The organism is Caballeronia sp. 11_S32, assembly GCF_056930355.1.
On sequence record NZ_JBXOWH010000007.1, the window covers coordinates 131,783 to 146,771 of the forward strand.

A 14,989-nucleotide genomic window follows, 5' to 3' on the forward strand; every position below is an offset into this window, starting at 1 on the left:
TGCCGCCAGGTATCCAGGGGAGATCAAACGCTTTCCTTCGCAAGTTCCAAACAACTATTGAAAGCTAAGAATGGCACCACGAAAATTCACCTTCATTGATCTCTTCGCGGGTATTGGGGGAATCAGGAAAGGGTTTGAACATATCGGCGGAAAGTGCGTCTTCACCAGCGAGTGGGACAAATACGCCCGCATCACATATGCAGCGAACCACGGGGAGAACGAAGAGGACATCGCCGGAGATATCTGGTCTATTCCTCTGGATGTAATTCCTGAGCATGATGTCCTTTTGGGCGGCTTCCCCTGTCAACCGTTTTCGCTGGCCGGCGTGTCAAAGAAAAATGCGCTGGGCCGTACTCATGGGTTTGCATGCGACGCCCAGGGCACGCTATTTTTCCGAATCGCTGAAATCTTGAAAGAAAAACGTCCGGCAGCCTTCATGCTCGAGAACGTGAAGAATCTCGTCTCTCATAACAAGGGGCACACTTTCCGCGTTATCCAGCATGTACTCGAAAAGGAGCTTGGCTACTACATAAACTGGAAGGTCATCGACGGCAAGCGGTGGACCCCCCAGCACCGTGAGCGCATCTACATAGTGGGTTTCCGCGATGACGTCGGATTTGAGTGGCCCAACGAGTCCACTTGGCCGGAGCCGGCGACCGTTAAGCTAGGCTCAATCCTCGAACCGGAATCTGAGGTCGACCTGAAATATGTGCTCACCGATGGGTTATGGAAGTACCTGCAAGCCTACAGGGACAAACACTCGCTAGCGGGTAATGGCTTTGGTTGCTCTGTTGTGACTCGTGATGATACGACTCGAACCCTGTCTGCTCGGTATCACAAGGATGGTTCTGAGATCTTGGTGCATCGTGGCTCCGGGCTGAATCCTCGTCGTCTTACTCCACGCGAATGCGCACGACTAATGGGTTTCGAGGATAGTTTTGTATTGCCTGTCTCCGATACCCAGCTCTATCGCCAATTCGGTAACTCTGTCGTTGTACCGGCGGTAAAGGCGGTTGCCAGCGCAATGGCCCCTTATCTGCAAACGGCCCTCAAAAAAGGTAAGGCCTCTGGCGCGGCGAAGACCCGCGAAAAACCCACGGTGATTCTGAAGGGAACGGCGAATCTCCCTTTACGGTCAGTTAAGATTCCGTCGGTGGCTTAGATTAGTTGCTATGCCGGACATCACAGACGTCGCCACACGTAGTCGCATGATGGCCGGCATTCGAGGCAAGAATACCAAGCCGGAGTTGATCGTGCGCCGGGCTTTGCACCGGTTGGGCCTTCGCTACCGTTTGCACGTCCGCAGTCTTCCCGGATCGCCCGACCTAGTTTTTCGACGCCACAATGCCGTAGTTTTCGTCCATGGCTGTTTTTGGCATCAACACCATTGTGCTTTATTTAAGATGCCATCCTCTAGGACCGATTTCTGGGCACAGAAGCTGGATAGAAATCGCGATAGGGATGTCGCGCACACGGCGCAGCTGCTTCGAGAGGGCTGGAGAGTCGCAGTTGTATGGGAGTGCTCCTTAAGAGCCGCCGCGAAAGAGAACGACGAAACGCTGTTCGAGCGACTTGCGGACTGGATAATAAACCCAACTTCTCCGTCAATTGAACTTTGAAGCAAAGCATTGTCGGCGAGTGAGTGTCTATTCCACATATGTCGAGCAGCCGTTCCACGCGAAACCGCGTTGCGAATGTGACGATGCGGGGGTTGAGTTATTTCACTTCTTCTCGCCCCTCGGCTGTCGAACCATATCGGTGCTTGCGCATCGATTCGCCCAGAGAGCGTGAGTCGGTGCGCCGTTATGCAGTACTGCAGCCAAGGCGTTCCGAGCACCGCCAGAAGCCCCGTCACTGTCATTGCCCATGTTGTCACTCACCCGCACCAGTATCGATTGGCGAAGCTGATACACGCCCTTCCGCCAACTATCATCAACGTGTCAGCAACTGGTTCCTTGACGTTGGCGACGGCGATCAAACGGAGACGGCAAATACACCATGGCGCCCGTGACACCCCGCTCTCTCGTTGCGCCTTCTGCAATGCAAGCCTCACCTACCGGAAATTGGCGGCACAGCTCGTCGAGCTTTCGCAGGGACGCAGGGACGCAGGTCAGAATGCTCTATCACGCGCAGGACGGATAGACTCAGCATTCCTCATCAGCCCATTCCCAAGTCCAATCGGCGGTGCCGATTGGATAAGCCTTGACCGGACCCGACTCCGTATCGATGATCTCGCTGGGATACACCACATCTTCGTCCACGCTCGCGTCAGTCCATACGAACGCGTCTTGCGCAGCATCGAAGCGCAGTTCGGGAAAAAATTTAACGACCTCCAACCCTTGCTCGTAACTGAAGTATGGCATGGCCCAGCCGTTCCAGCTCATACCGTTCGACCACGCGGTAATCGACACGCCTTCGTCGAAGTGCTCAAATGTCGCACCGCGAGGCGAGTACTTCGGAACGTCGAACGGTCTGAACTCCCGGAAAAACTCATCTCGCTGCATGCGCTTCGAAAAGCCACCGCCTTGCGAACAAAACTCAATAAGGTCACTAGCTTCGTCTCCAAAAACCTGGACCTTGTATCCCTCGTGGTTCACGAAAAGCTTGTTGGTCATGCGTCTCTCCGTTCTGTAACTCGGCCAGCATCTCAAATCGACCTCGCCACATTATAAATATGTCGATGTATCTATTATAGCCAATAATGAAGATATAATCAATACTACTTACTATTTGAAGAGGTTCATTTCGCCGCGTTGAGCTGATACAGATGTCTTCAGATATGCTCCGGCGCGAGCAGAAGAGAGCGAGAACGTACTAGCGAGGCTGGTGCGCAAGCGTCAGTCTCACTTCCAAACGGGTGGATCACACTGTTGGCTCGGCTTATTCTTCTCGCGGGTTCGTCTATCGCAATAAGCCAGCTCTCGACGCGAAGACTAAACAGACGGGAATACTGCAAGGCGAGAAAGTCGAGGACGTGCCGCTACAGGGAAAATCAAGGGTACGGTAGGTTCATGACAATAGTCGTGTCCGTAGCCGACCGGCGGCACCGCTTCGTCTTCGACTAATGCAGACTCTCGTAGAGCGAGGGCTGAGCGACCGCATAGCGATCGTCAAAATCATCCTCCCACGGGAATTTCCCGAAGGGATCGGGCCAGACGACCTGAAACGCGCGAGTATCCTCCGAGAGAACATGAGCGATGCGAAGATACTTCCGAACAGACGCAGCGCGAACCTTTCGGAAAATGACGTGGTGGCCCTGAAGGGTGCGGTCATCCCCGTCGCCGTCTTGCAACGTGAGATTCTTGTTCTGGATCCGGGCAGCAAGCTCGTTGAGCACTCCATGAGCCACTTCGTACGGCAGGCCGAACACAATCAGCTCCGGGTGCCCGTACGTTTCTTCGAGGCCGATGGTATATGCGAATCCTGGGGTGGGTGGTTTTGCCTTGGGTTCTGACTTAATCCCGATTACTGCGTGCCCGTGCGTGGAAATCGCCTGCTTGGCCTGTTCCAGCACACCCTTGATCTCGTCCTTCTTTGTGTTCACTGTTCCCTCCGGTAACATGCATTTTATCTGAGACCCCGGGGCGGACCATTAATCGGTCTTCTTCACCGGGGACCCGATGGCTCTGCCCACCCATGCACCGATTAGGCGTATGCCTCTGTTGTCGCCGACTCGTTCTGATCCGATGCCGCGATTCCCGTGAACCTGCCCGATTTAGTCGTCAGCATTGAATAGCTGCATTTGGGAACTCGCCGCCCGGATCCTCGATGCACCGACAGCCGGTTCATTCTGGCGTCGGCGGCACACCTTTGTCCTCAGCGCGTAGACCGTCCTGTTGCGACCTTCCAAGCCTGGAGGTCTAGGTCATCGATCCAGCTCGCCGCGAGTTCACATGCGGCGCGGGCAGCGGCAGTGACAACATCGCCGCGTCGAATAGTCACCTCGACGCTACTGCTGCCATCCTCGGCAGTGATATCCCCTTCACGAGGACGCGAAAACGAGATGCCCGTCTCGACCAGCAACTTGATCAGATCGTCGCGCGAGTTCAGCGGGTCAAACTGATCGAGGTTCACGGCGACCACGCGATCCACATCGGAGAACGCAGCCAGTCCGGCGCGCAGGTTCAATTCTTTGTCCGTCATCGTGTTTTTCCTGTGTTCCGGCGCGCAAGTGCAAGAGAAAGCGCCGGAAAGTGATTCGTTTGTCAGTTGCGCGCGCAGCGCCGAATGCGCTGCTGCTCACTGCCCCGTCTTATGCGTGGCGACGCCGGCATAGTAGCGAGCCACCTCTTCCACCACGCGCTGCTTTCCGCCTGGACGTAGATCGTCGTCGTTTGCAGCGAAGCATGGCCCAGCACCTTCTGCACGACGTCCACCGGGACTGCATCCGCGACGGACTGGGTGCCGAACCTGTGGCGAAACGCATGCGCATTCGACTGCCCAAGCCTCACGCGTTCATCGAGGCTCAACCCCTCCATCGTCTCGACCAGTTCGGTGACCATCCGACTAATCAGCCGGTTCAGTCCATCCGCGGTGTAGCCCGCTTCATTTGCAGGCTGCCCCTCCCCGCTTTCCGCACTCTGCCCCGCTCGATGTCGCCGGCGCGACGCGTCGGTCCACGGAATGACGATGGGGCTCAGCAGCGGCCCGCTCTGTTTGTCTTCTTCGGTCGCGCCGTCGAAATCTTGAGCCCGATCGCGCCAATGCGCGCGCAGCGCGTCCAGCGTCGCGGCGCTCACGGGCACTGAGCGTTCGCGCTGACCCTTGCCGACGATGGTCAACTCCCAGACCGGTCGCTCGAGTGTCCCAAAGGATGAAGGGCGCAGATCCTCGCGCCGGGCGCTTGCGGCTTCTTCACGCCGCAGACCGGAATCGCCCATCAACAAAATCGCCGCGCGCACGGCCCGCCACTGCGCACCGGCCGTCGCCCCGCCCGCTTCTGCTGATCGCACATCGAGTTCACCACGGAGCTTGCGCCACAGTCCAGCCGGCAACGCGCGCTCGATTTTTATCGGCCGCTCGCGCTTGACCACCATCGGATCGTTGACGGCCTTCCACGGATTGCCGGCGAGATAGCGCACATCGACCCACCAGGCGAATGCCGTACGCAGTACCCGAACGGTATAACGCTGCGAGTCGGGTGAAAGCGTCGCAGACAATGAGGCCTGACCGTCGGCGGCCGCAGTGGAGTTGGACAAGGCGAAGGGTCGCCAGCGCGGCGAGTGCCGCGGGAAACGCTCGCCGACGAAGCGCGGATCGGGGCTTTTCAAAAAGTCCTTGTAGGCCTCGCAGTCGTCCACGCGCAGATCACTGAGCGCCTTGCCGCGCAAGACGACCGCCCATAACAGGAAGCGTTCGAGCTCCTTGGTGTACGCCCGCAGCGTTTTAGGCTGATCGCGAAAGCGGTTCAGATACGCGCGCACCGCATCGAGATCGTGGTTCGCCTGGATATAACAGAAGGCGGTCGCGCGGTTTTCGCCATGCGCGCCGGAGAGCGCGTGCGGCACGGCGAGACGCTCGAGCGGCGCCAAGGTCAGCCGGCTTGCCGACTCTGGGCTGCCGCCTGGACCGCCGCCGCTCGGGACGCCGCCTGGGCCGCTTCCCACCTTGGCGGCCGGCACCACTTCGACCAGTTCGGCCGCGATCAGCGGCACGCCGTCCCGTTCCTCGGAGTCGACGTCGGCTTCGATCGTTAGTTGCAGTGATGCGTGCTGCTTGCGTAACCAGCTCACGATCGCGCGCGCCCGGCCCGGGCCGATGCGCGGAATCGAGCGCCACCAGCTGCCGCCGCGCCGGTTGCAGAACGCGACCAGTTCGCCCAGCGTCTGGATGCCCTCGCCTTTCAGCCGCCGTGCCACGCGCGGACGCAGCCAGGCACTGATTGCGTGATCGGCCCGCTGCGGCAATGCGGCCAATTGTGCCGCCTCGGTCACCATGCGGAACGTCACGGCCGTGAGCAACGGGCGCCCGTGCTGCTTGATCGACGCGCGCAGGTGTTCCGCGAGCGCGGTCGAACCGTGCGCCAGCGCGAGCGACACCAGCGCGTCGAGCATCGTAATGAGATACCGCTCCATCGCGCCGGGCGTCGCCGCGTGCGCATCCTCGTCGGGATCGTAATAGGTGCGCGCGATCACCGCCGGCGGAATGCGCTGCACGTAGGCGCGCAGCGCCGTGAAATCCTTGGTCGTATAACGGCGCTCGAGGGCAAGTGATTCGGTGAGCTTCTCCGGGGGCCGCGTCGTCTTGGCGGTGAGCTTTTCCGGGGCGGCACCGGGGGGTGTTTTTTGGGCGGCCCGGGCGGACGCGTCGTGCTGACCGTGCTGACCGTGCTGACCGTGCTGACCGTGCTGACCGTGCTGACCGTGCTGACCGTGCTGACCGTGCTGATCTTGCTGACCGCGCTGATCGTGTTTAAGCATCGTCGCGCTCTCCGTCCTCGGATTCGAACGGCGGCCCGGGTGGCTTCGGTGGCTTCAGTGGCATCCACGGCAACGATCCCCGCGCGATGCGCGCCAGCAGTGCGCGCGCTTGCATCAGAAAGGTCTCCGGAAATTGCTCGCACAGCGTCTCGAACAGCGGCCGCGCTTCCTGCAGGCGCGCAGCGACGCCGCCGCCGATGGCTCCCCCGCCGTAGCGCTGCCTGCCGCGGCCCGGGCGATCGCCGAACACCGTCTGCTGCAGTACGACCACGGCACCGCATTCCGCCAGGCGCTGGCGCACCGCACTGAAGTCATCGCGAAACACCGCGACGCCGTAGGTGTGCACCAGCGCGGTCAGTACCATGAGTTCGGCGCGGTCCAGCGTCGGCGGCACCGGGAAGGTCACGCCGTGGGCGGCATAGCGAATTGCAATCGTGCGGCGGCTCGCCGTGACGACTCGTTCGAGCTCATGCACCAGACGCATGACGTACGCATCCGGCAGCTCCTCGTAGGCGTCGCCCGAGCCGTCGTCCGGTTCGCGGTGCGGATCGTGGCCCGAGTCAGGCTCATCCGGCGGAAAAGCTTGTGCCACGGCCCTCTCCCCTCTCTTGTAAATCGCAAATGCCCGATTCTACCCCTGAAACGCTATCCCGATAATTGACATTAACAGGCTTGGACATTTTAATAGTCATTTTCTATCAATGCGTCGGTCGGCTTTTCCACGACGTGTTTGCAGGCACGACCGTAAATGACAACTCAGCGGGAACGCGTGATGCAACCACGCCTCGGGGTCCGCACGAGTGACGTCATAGCACCAATACCTTTGCGTGCGACATGAACGACCGTGCGTGATCCTGTATAAGAGTCGCAACTCGGCAGAGTCGCCCGCCAGCGTATCGCCGAACTCCCGGCATTCACGCAGTTGCTCAGCGCGGTTGACTGCCCAGACGCCCCCAGGAACCGCAGGAAACTTGCGCTCCGCTTCGTTGCGGCTGGCTGCCACATTGTCCTTTTAACGAGTCCCATTCGATCTAAGGAGCAATCAATGTTTCAATACCCCGGTTATTTCGCATACCAGATTCCGTCCCTCGCGCGCGCCAATTTGCAGGCTGTCCTCAACATAACTGGACGCTTCGCGAGCGGCCTGCAGGCGATCACGGAACTGAACGTACAAACAGTTCGCAAAGTGGTCGAGGAAAGCAACACGCTCCTGAGCGCGGGAGATGCAGCAGGCGCAGGCGACGTGCTCGGGTGGCAGTCCATCATGCTCGCGCAGTTCCCCCAGAAAGCCGCTTCATACGGCCAGCACATGTTCTCGATAATCACGTCGACGCAGGACGACATAATCGGCGAAGTGCGCAGCCAGTATGAACGCAACGGGATTAAGTTCAATGACATGGCGAACGTTGCCGCTAACGATGCACAAGCGGCCGCGCAATCTTCAGGCGAACTGGTCGCGAATCTCGCCGACACTTCGAACGACGCTGCCCGCGAAACCAGCGGCACCATTCTTGATGAGAATGGCGAAATCGCAAGAACGGCGCGTTCATCAGCAAAACGTTCGGCCTAAAACGACGGCGCATGAAGCCGCCCACGGCTTCATGCGACCTGCCCGTTAGTGCGGGCGCCTTTTCGAATGGCGCCTCAAAGCTAGTGGTTTTCGCGAAGAGCCGTTACGCCGACGATGCGGTCAGCGACGATCAAAATCGTCACTCGAGCAAATCGAAATCGCATGCTGGATTAAAGGACGTTTAGGGCAATGCTGATCAAGTCCACCACTCATGACTGTCATGCGTTATAGCGTAGACATGCGACGGTAAAAGCAAAACCGATGCAGCAACTGACACTAGCGATGGCGGTCGATCAATGCGCGGGATTCGGAGCGCACGGGCGAAAAGCCCGTGCAGAACGCCTGCGGCACGATAAAAAGAAGTGGAATGACCGTCTTCATTGGTTATTCGGAAAGTTTACGCATGCTCAATCGCGATCAGTCGCGTTTACAAGGCTTTCAAGGGGCGAGCGGCGCCCGGGCAGTCCGCGCACTCCGGTACTTACCTAGCGAAAGCCGGCAATGCCGACGTCGTTCATATCCACGCCCACCCGAGCGCCGCCATTCCCTCTATCGCTTGCCGTCCGCCTAATCAACGGCTCCGGTCGCGCTCCCGTTGGCGCGTCTTCTGCCCGTCCAGGCTCACCTGTACTCCAATGGCGCAGCCAGAGGTGCACGACGCATGTGGCGTACTCGGAAACGACGGCACGGTCTCGGCACTGACTATCGCTTTGATCGTTTCTCCATTGTCTGCTAGCACCATTTGAAGGTCGAGCACGGCGCCGCTGTCATAGACGATGTGCATCGTGCCGGTGCAATCAGAGTTGACGGTGTATGTCCCGTGCTGGTTTGGGTTGAAGGCACTTTGCCCGCCCCGGGGCGTGCCGTTGGTATTCAGAAAATCGGTTCGCGTAAAGCTGCCTGCTCCGTCGAATGTTTGGAGTGCCACTCCGTCGATGAGAATCGGAGACGGGAGCGGGTCAAGCACGGGCGGAGACTTGCTTGTGTCCAGAATGCCGAGCAGCGCTCCGTGAGCGCTGAATGAGTAGCCCCCCCTCAGCGACGAGGCCGAGCACTCACCCCAGGCATAGGCCGCGTTGCTAGCAATCGTAAAGGCCGTCGCAATTGCAGACAGTAGTCCTAATTTACGGAACTTCATTACGAGCTCCTTTCCCGGTGATGTTGGGTTTAGCTTTATGAGACTGGCACTGTGAAGAGACCACCCGCGCGCCTGCCCGGTGCACGGCGCGTGCCCCGGTGCGGACCCGCCAACGCACCGGGGCGCGATCCTTCTCTCGCCCGCTCGCACCGGTCAGCTCGCGTCCTGCCCAGCCGGCCTCGGCATCGGCCCTGACGACTTCCCGGCAAGGCCGCGCGGCCTCGGTCACGGCTTCTAAATCGAGTCGGCGGTTCCCGAGTCAACTCCTATGCGCGGCCTGGGTGTTCGGGCGCTTGCAATCAGAAACGGTGACGCACGCCCACGGTAGCCTCGATCTGATTCGAAGTCGATGCGGGTGAACTCACACCGTTGATCCAGGCGACCCCCAGCGGGTTGCCAGCCCTCGCGCTCACGCTTTGATAGGTGCTCTGGATATAGACGTCGGTGCGTTTCGAGAACGCGTAGTTCGCCAGCGCGCTCACCTGATTCCAGTGCGGAGCACCGCTACCGGCGTTGCCTCCGGCGCGCGAGTAGGTGTAGGCGGCCGCCAACATAACGGCTGGTGTCAGAGCGAACCGGAGGTTTCCTTCATAGTTCTGGAAATGGGTGTTGAAGCCAGTCAGGAACAGTTCGGTCAGGTTCGTTTGTGTATAAACGAAACCCGCGACCAACGGACCGAACGCGTAGTTGACGCCTCCGCCCCACGTCTGTTGCCGGCGGGCAAGTGCACCCAACGGCACTGCGGTCGGAGTCAGTGCGCCTGATAGCGAGGTCCCGAGCGTATCGGTGACTGCCCCCCCCGTGTTGAGTTGTGCCGGGGTAGCGGCCGAGTTGTTCAGGTGCAGATACCCGGCGCCGAAGTTCAACGGTCCCCAATTGTAGGAAGCGCCGACACTGTATGCGCGGTTGTTCGCGAAACCCCCGGCCTGGTTAGAGAAACCATAGAGGGCGCCGAGCCTGAAGCCAGCGAAATCCGGGCTCTGGTACTTGATCGAATTGTTGATCTGGAACGAATCGTTCAGATTGTCGACGTCAAACGGATGTGCGAAGTGGGTACCGCCATACTGCGTTCCAGTCAACGAGAGCGGCCCCACGAAGTCAACCATCCCGTCGGTTTGACGTCCCAAGGTCAGTGCGCCGAAGTCACGGCTGGAAACTCCGACGTAGGCCAAGCGGTTGAAGATGCGGTTTGCCGACGACAACTGGCCATTGTTCACGTTGAAGCCGTTTTCCAGAGTGAAGATCGCCTGCAATCCGCCGCCGAGATCCTCCGCTCCGCGCAGCCCCCAGCGACTGTACTGAACGCCTCCGCTGGTCATCTGCCAGTTGCTATGGCCACCTGCGCCGGTGCCAGTGATTTGGCTGTTCGTGTACGTGATGCCTGCGTCGATCAGACCGTAAAGCGTCACGTTGCTTTGCGCCTGCGCCGCGCCGGCCAAGGTAGCCAGCGCTGCGCCGGCTATCAGGGTTTTCTTCATGCGTTACTCCAGGGTTGAAGGCTGTTTTCGTCAAAACGCTTCACGTCACCCCGTACCGACGTCCTCTCTGTGGAGAATTTCCTGTCGCTGTAAGAAGATAAGTGCAATTGGGTGTCCGAATCTACAGGATCGTAAAGTTTGTCGCTGGATCGCAACACCGCGGCTGCGATGTTATGCAGCTGCCAGAAAAGAATCGTGCGTTTCATTCGGTCTCCTTCGCGTTGGAACGGGCGTTCGCATTCCGGCGACTGAATCTTCGCCTTGTGTTTTTCCAGTTGCGAGGTACCCTAATTATGTTCCGCTGGATCTGGGCGGGGCGTAGATCTCCAAGGGTGTTCACCCGCTTCGGCGGGTTTTTTTTCGCCCGCGCGGTCGCGACAGTTGTTCACGAGACCGACCTCAGTTGGGCCGACCGCCTTTACATTACCGCGCTACCGCGTCCATCTCGCTGGTGCGCTATGAGGTTTTTCATCTCCACGATGGAGAAGAGTGCAAAGACGAAACTTCGTGCTCAAGTCGACCGCCGTTTTGGCTCTGGGCGGCTTCGCACTCGCTGGCTGCACGACAAACAGGAACATTGGCGCCGAACACTCTGCAACACCGTGACTTGACGGGCTAGCCGCCGGGCGCGACACTCAACGCGAGCCGTTGTAAAGTCGATAATCGGCGCCTCGAAGCTGCGCGTAATCGACACATCCCCGTTTCACGACCCGAAGGAGCGGGTTCCCCGAACTGTCGCGGAAGGCTCGTGCATTTGCGACTTGGGCAATGCTTTGCGCTTTTGGCAAAGAGGTTCCAAGCACACGGTCAACCAGCATTGCCGACATGCCGAGTGAATGGCACGGGGCTGGCCAGGGAACTGTGCATCCACGTGCTCAGGACAGCCGAGTTTAATCAGTTCCTCGTCCGGGGTTGGCTCAGCCGACGACGTGGCGGAAAGATCGGACCAGGCGACGACGTTTGAGACGCACAGGCAGAGACGGAGCGCGCCTTTCCTTCTCGGGCGCGACATGGAGCGGTATGCGGGTCATCAGCGTCAGTGATCTCCTGGGCGACGACTCAATGCGATGGATCATACGACGAAGCTCATTCTCGCGGCGTGGCGTCGGGTCAACCCCGGACCGCGGCGGTCAGTCCGAGGTGTCGACATCGCAGCGTAGATCGTCGACATCGAGAAGCATTGAACCCAGTTCGCGACGCATCCCCCGCTCCTTGCATTTGGCGACACACCCGCTGTTGCGCTGTGGTGCGGCTCGTTCCGCGAGATACCTTAACCGGATATTATGGTCTAAGCCTTCCCGCGCAAAGAAAGGGAGAAAATGACGAACCCGGCCTGCATCACGTCTTCCGTACTGACGGTCTTCTTTCTTTCACTGTCTGCGCAATGCGCTTTCGGCGAGCGCCCATCCGATGCGCGACTCACCGAGCGTGGGCGGTATCTGGTGAAAATCGCGGGCTGCAACAATTGCCACACCGTGGGCTATGCCGAGACCGGCGGAAACGTTTCAGAGAAGAAGTGGCTAACTGGATCCCCGCTGGGCTGGCACGGCCCATGGGGAACCACGTATGCAGCCAATCTGCGCCTGGTGATGCAGACGCTCTCCGAAGAAGAATGGGTTTCCTTGGCACGCACCAGAGAGCTTCGTCCCCCAATGCCATGGTTCGCGCTGCGCGATATGACCAAGGAGGACCTCCAGGCTATCTATCGCTTCGTTCGGTATCTGGGGCCGGCCGGCAATGCAGCTCCCGCGTATGTTCCGCCGGGTAAGGAGGCAAGTGGAGCTGTCGTCCGGTTTCCTGCGCCGCCGAAATAAGAGCTAGGCTTCGTAACGACAGCTGTCGAGACGACGGTCTCGGCGACGGGAACTTCGTTCATGCCAACGGCTTATACGAGTTGTCGCCTGCAATCGTTTCCCCTCCTCAACAAAAAACGAAGAAAGCTGAGCAAGGGTTCGCAGGCCTACCCGCAACGCGACACTGATAATGCATCGGCTTGACGACGTTTAGCGATCTTGAGCGCCAGCTGGCCGAGGCGCACGCGCTCGAGATGATTGCGTCAAGCCCGATGCGACAACTTTGACCAGGTGGTCGACTCGCCACTCCTGCGTCAGCGAATGGGAGGCATTCACGGTCGCGCCCAGGAAACAAAGCCATTCTGCGCGCGCGTCCGACACATCCGACACTCCGTTGATATCGAATCCGCAGCGCATCGTCGGCCAGTCGTCCGCCTCCCTTTTGATCGAACCCGCATAGCGCGGCGCGATGCGTCCAGAAGCGGCGAACCCACCGCGGCGGATCATTTTGTTAGAGGTGTCCGCCCTTTATTGCCACTTGCGGGTTTTCGCGGGAAAGCGCTACTGGGGAATTCAGGGACTTACGCGGGAACGAGCTAGTTCTAAGCTGCTTAGGTTCCTCAGGTGGCGATGCCAGGGACGCTCAGGCTTTCGGCCCGCTTCGGCGGGCTTTTCTTTCTTTTGACGGTTATTTAGGCAAGTTCGTTGCTAATACTCCAGGCGCGCTTGATTGGGGCGCGTACTGTGGCAACCCATTTGCCCGCTCTCACCCAGCGGGCTTTTCTTTGCCTGCTCTGTGCAAGTTGCAGACATCGAAGCCGAGACTAATCTGAAAGTGCGCCCGCTGGATTTGGGGCGTAGGTAAAGTTGTAACCCTCTAATCTTTTAGCCCGCTCCTACCGGCGGGCTTTTTTTGCTCCCTGGAGCTTCCCTACCGGATCGAATCGCCCAGTCCAAAACCTATCTCCGTGTAGATAGATGCCATGTCAATAGTTGAGCTTGCACTGATTGAGGGCTCTAGGATGCTGCAGGAGTCGCGCTGCTGAGTTGAAGACCGATCAGCACGAGCAGGGAAGCTGCCCCGGCGAACCCATAGGAGTCCGCTTCGACTATTCCGCAGAGGGTGACCAACGCACTGACCATGAAAAAGAAGCTCTTCTGGCCGCTATTTAGCTTTGTGTATAGCTTCTTCATAGGCAGGGTCCAAAAAGGGATCACATGAACGCCTGCAATCTGCCAGGCGTAAAAGGTAGTTTAGCGGTTGCTACATTCCTTACAGTGGGCTAGCTCACGTATCAGGGCCCCTTTTTAGAGTGTCCGAGGTACACCGATTGCGAACATCGGCTTGACTCTCCCCATTTTTCCACTCAGTTTGTGGACGCGCGCAGTCCTCTACGGGCGTTTCTGTGTCGCTATCGGCTGGACGCCCGGTCAACCTCCCACCAGTTCGGCTGTGCGGCCGCCCCACCGTCCCGCACGTTGTGCGCAAAAGGCGACGCTGCAGACCCTTTGGCGCCGGCGTGATCCATTCGGGCCCGCCGCGTTAGAATGCGGATTTAGACGTAAGCTTCTCGCGGTCCGTCAAGTCTTTTGCTCTTCCGCCTGTCTTTCGATGCCTCGCAGCGCCACCCGAACCTCCCGCAAATCCCGCAATTCGATCGGTCCTCGTCGCCCGATGACTCGCTCGATGTTGCTGCCGCTGCCAATGGCGTCGACCGAAAAAATGTCGCTTCAGATTCACTTGGCCTTAGCGGCTTGCCGCCGACCAACGCGAGGTAATTCGTATCAGTTCAACGAGTTGCTGCGGGCGCTCTACATCACCTATCACCTGCAAGAAATGGGTTTTGGCACTCTTCCAATGCAAGTGTATGGGAACGCCGAACACGGAATGAACGCCGCGCTGTCGAACGCGAAAAGGGAGCAGGCTTGGTTCATCGACGCGCCGACCGCGTCGCTGCTTGAACAGATTCTGGCGCTTCACGATCAGCAGCTGCGCTCGATCGCGCTCAAAGATCTAACTGCTGCGACCGAGCGCCTTGAGCGCTTCATCGGCAGTCAACGGGCGTCGCCGCTGCCCGATGCGATTCGGGCCGAAGCGCGCAAACTTGCGGCCGACAGAATCTTACAAAAGCCTCTACCGCCTACGCCTGACGACGAGAGCACGTAGCCGCGACTGGCCTCTGACGCGCCGTCGCCCCCTTCCGTGTTGCCAACTCGTAATCGCGTGTCGTTACTTGGCTCACTTCGCAGCTATTCACTATTGCCCCGTCTTGTGGGTCTTATGCGGCGACGTCCGCATAGTAGCGAGCCACTTGCGACTACGCGCTGCTTTTCGGCCTGCACATAGATGGTCGCGGTCTGCAGTCTGCAGTGACGCATGGCCCAGTACCTTCTGCGCGACGTCCACCGGCACTTCGTCCGCGACGGACTGGGTGCGGCACATAGTGTCGGAGCGCGTGCGCGTCGGCGTGCCCCAAACCGCCTAACGCTGATCGACGCTCGAGATCGTCCATCGCCTCGACCAGTTCGGTGACCATCCGACTAATACTAATCATCGGCCGGTCTGGATCGACGGAAATGACACCGTGTAG

At 59.2% G+C, this 14,989-nt stretch carries 14 protein-coding genes; 5 read left to right on the plus strand and 9 right to left on the minus strand.

Annotated features, from left to right (window positions below; genetic code table 11):
• Nucleotides 1-70: 70 nt before the first annotated feature.
• Together dcm and AC1Z32_RS41320 are read left to right on the plus strand one after the other, a co-directional pair.
• Nucleotides 71-1,162, plus strand: a complete 1,092-nt coding sequence (gene dcm, locus AC1Z32_RS41315) for a DNA (cytosine-5-)-methyltransferase (protein WP_483484634.1) — start codon at nt 71-73, stop codon at nt 1,160-1,162.
• Nucleotides 1,163-1,172: 10 nt separating this feature from the next.
• Complete coding sequence (locus AC1Z32_RS41320; protein WP_483484635.1) at nt 1,173-1,619, plus strand: very short patch repair endonuclease; 447 nt, start codon at nt 1,173-1,175, stop codon at nt 1,617-1,619.
• 525 nt (nt 1,620-2,144) lie between these two features.
• Here the strand turns inward: AC1Z32_RS41320 and AC1Z32_RS41325 are convergent.
• From AC1Z32_RS41325 to AC1Z32_RS41345, 5 genes are all read right to left on the minus strand, one after another.
• Nucleotides 2,145-2,615, minus strand: a complete 471-nt coding sequence (locus tag AC1Z32_RS41325; RefSeq protein ID WP_483484636.1) for a hypothetical protein — start codon at nt 2,613-2,615, stop codon at nt 2,145-2,147.
• 446 nt (nt 2,616-3,061) lie between these two features.
• Complete coding sequence (locus AC1Z32_RS41330; RefSeq protein WP_483484637.1) at nt 3,062-3,544, minus strand: DUF4262 domain-containing protein; 483 nt, start codon at nt 3,542-3,544, stop codon at nt 3,062-3,064.
• A gap of 272 nt (nt 3,545-3,816) precedes the next feature.
• On the minus strand, nt 3,817-4,143 hold the full coding sequence (locus AC1Z32_RS41335) for a hypothetical protein (protein WP_483484638.1): 327 nt from the start codon (nt 4,141-4,143) through the stop codon (nt 3,817-3,819).
• A gap of 62 nt (nt 4,144-4,205) precedes the next feature.
• Nucleotides 4,206-6,419, minus strand: a complete 2,214-nt coding sequence (locus tag AC1Z32_RS41340; protein ID WP_483484639.1) for a phage integrase family protein — start codon at nt 6,417-6,419, stop codon at nt 4,206-4,208.
• Nucleotides 6,412-7,011 (minus strand): hypothetical protein, encoded by a 600-nt coding sequence (locus AC1Z32_RS41345; RefSeq protein ID WP_483484640.1) that lies wholly within the window; start codon nt 7,009-7,011, stop codon nt 6,412-6,414. The genes AC1Z32_RS41340 and AC1Z32_RS41345 overlap by 8 nt, the downstream gene beginning before the upstream one ends.
• 453 nt (nt 7,012-7,464) lie before the next feature.
• Here AC1Z32_RS41345 and AC1Z32_RS41350 point away from each other — a divergent pair, with 453 nt between their 5' ends.
• Nucleotides 7,465-7,989, plus strand: a complete 525-nt coding sequence (locus AC1Z32_RS41350; protein ID WP_483484641.1) for a phasin family protein — start codon at nt 7,465-7,467, stop codon at nt 7,987-7,989.
• A 571-nt stretch (nt 7,990-8,560) separates the two neighbouring features.
• Here AC1Z32_RS41350 and AC1Z32_RS41355 read toward each other — a convergent pair.
• The 3 genes from AC1Z32_RS41355 to AC1Z32_RS41365 all read right to left on the minus strand — a co-directional run bounded on the left by AC1Z32_RS41355 (nt 8,561) and on the right by AC1Z32_RS41365 (nt 10,811).
• Nucleotides 8,561-9,127, minus strand: a complete 567-nt coding sequence (locus AC1Z32_RS41355) for a hypothetical protein (protein ID WP_483484642.1) — start codon at nt 9,125-9,127, stop codon at nt 8,561-8,563.
• A 299-nt stretch (nt 9,128-9,426) separates the two neighbouring features.
• Complete coding sequence (locus tag AC1Z32_RS41360; protein WP_483484643.1) at nt 9,427-10,605, minus strand: porin; 1,179 nt, start codon at nt 10,603-10,605, stop codon at nt 9,427-9,429.
• On the minus strand, nt 10,602-10,811 hold the full coding sequence (locus AC1Z32_RS41365) for a hypothetical protein (protein WP_483484644.1): 210 nt from the start codon (nt 10,809-10,811) through the stop codon (nt 10,602-10,604). The genes AC1Z32_RS41360 and AC1Z32_RS41365 overlap by 4 nt, the downstream gene beginning before the upstream one ends.
• 1,113 nt (nt 10,812-11,924) lie before the next feature.
• Here AC1Z32_RS41365 and AC1Z32_RS41370 point away from each other — a divergent pair.
• On the plus strand, nt 11,925-12,419 hold the full coding sequence (locus AC1Z32_RS41370; protein WP_483484645.1) for a cytochrome C: 495 nt from the start codon (nt 11,925-11,927) through the stop codon (nt 12,417-12,419).
• Between the two features lie 996 nt (nt 12,420-13,415).
• Here the strand turns inward: AC1Z32_RS41370 and AC1Z32_RS41375 are convergent.
• Nucleotides 13,416-13,592 carry a hypothetical protein gene (locus AC1Z32_RS41375; RefSeq protein WP_483484646.1) on the minus strand — a complete coding sequence of 59 codons (177 nt, stop codon included), beginning with the start codon at nt 13,590-13,592 and terminating at the stop codon, nt 13,416-13,418.
• Between the two features lie 493 nt (nt 13,593-14,085).
• Here AC1Z32_RS41375 and AC1Z32_RS41380 point away from each other — a divergent pair, with 493 nt between their 5' ends.
• Nucleotides 14,086-14,565: a hypothetical protein gene (locus AC1Z32_RS41380; protein WP_483484647.1), complete on the plus strand. Its 480-nt coding sequence runs from the start codon at nt 14,086-14,088 to the stop codon at nt 14,563-14,565.
• Nucleotides 14,566-14,989 lie beyond the last annotated feature (424 nt).

Coding starts and splice junctions, on each gene's coding strand:
- AC1Z32_RS41355 (WP_483484642.1), bottom strand. CDS start 9,127: ATGAAGTTCCGTAAATTAGGACTACTGTCTGCAATTGCGACGGCCTTT.
- AC1Z32_RS41380 (WP_483484647.1), top strand. CDS start 14,086: ATGTTGCTGCCGCTGCCAATGGCGTCGACCGAAAAAATGTCGCTTCAG.
- AC1Z32_RS41350 (WP_483484641.1), top strand. CDS start 7,465: ATGTTTCAATACCCCGGTTATTTCGCATACCAGATTCCGTCCCTCGCG.
- AC1Z32_RS41375 (WP_483484646.1), bottom strand. CDS start 13,592: ATGAAGAAGCTATACACAAAGCTAAATAGCGGCCAGAAGAGCTTCTTT.
- AC1Z32_RS41370 (WP_483484645.1), top strand. CDS start 11,925: ATGACGAACCCGGCCTGCATCACGTCTTCCGTACTGACGGTCTTCTTT.
- AC1Z32_RS41325 (WP_483484636.1), bottom strand. CDS start 2,615: ATGACCAACAAGCTTTTCGTGAACCACGAGGGATACAAGGTCCAGGTT.
- AC1Z32_RS41365 (WP_483484644.1), bottom strand. CDS start 10,811: ATGAAACGCACGATTCTTTTCTGGCAGCTGCATAACATCGCAGCCGCG.
- dcm (WP_483484634.1), top strand. CDS start 71: ATGGCACCACGAAAATTCACCTTCATTGATCTCTTCGCGGGTATTGGG.
- AC1Z32_RS41320 (WP_483484635.1), top strand. CDS start 1,173: ATGCCGGACATCACAGACGTCGCCACACGTAGTCGCATGATGGCCGGC.
- AC1Z32_RS41335 (WP_483484638.1), bottom strand. CDS start 4,143: ATGACGGACAAAGAATTGAACCTGCGCGCCGGACTGGCTGCGTTCTCC.
- AC1Z32_RS41360 (WP_483484643.1), bottom strand. CDS start 10,605: ATGAAGAAAACCCTGATAGCCGGCGCAGCGCTGGCTACCTTGGCCGGC.
- AC1Z32_RS41340 (WP_483484639.1), bottom strand. CDS start 6,419: ATGCTTAAACACGATCAGCGCGGTCAGCAAGATCAGCACGGTCAGCAC.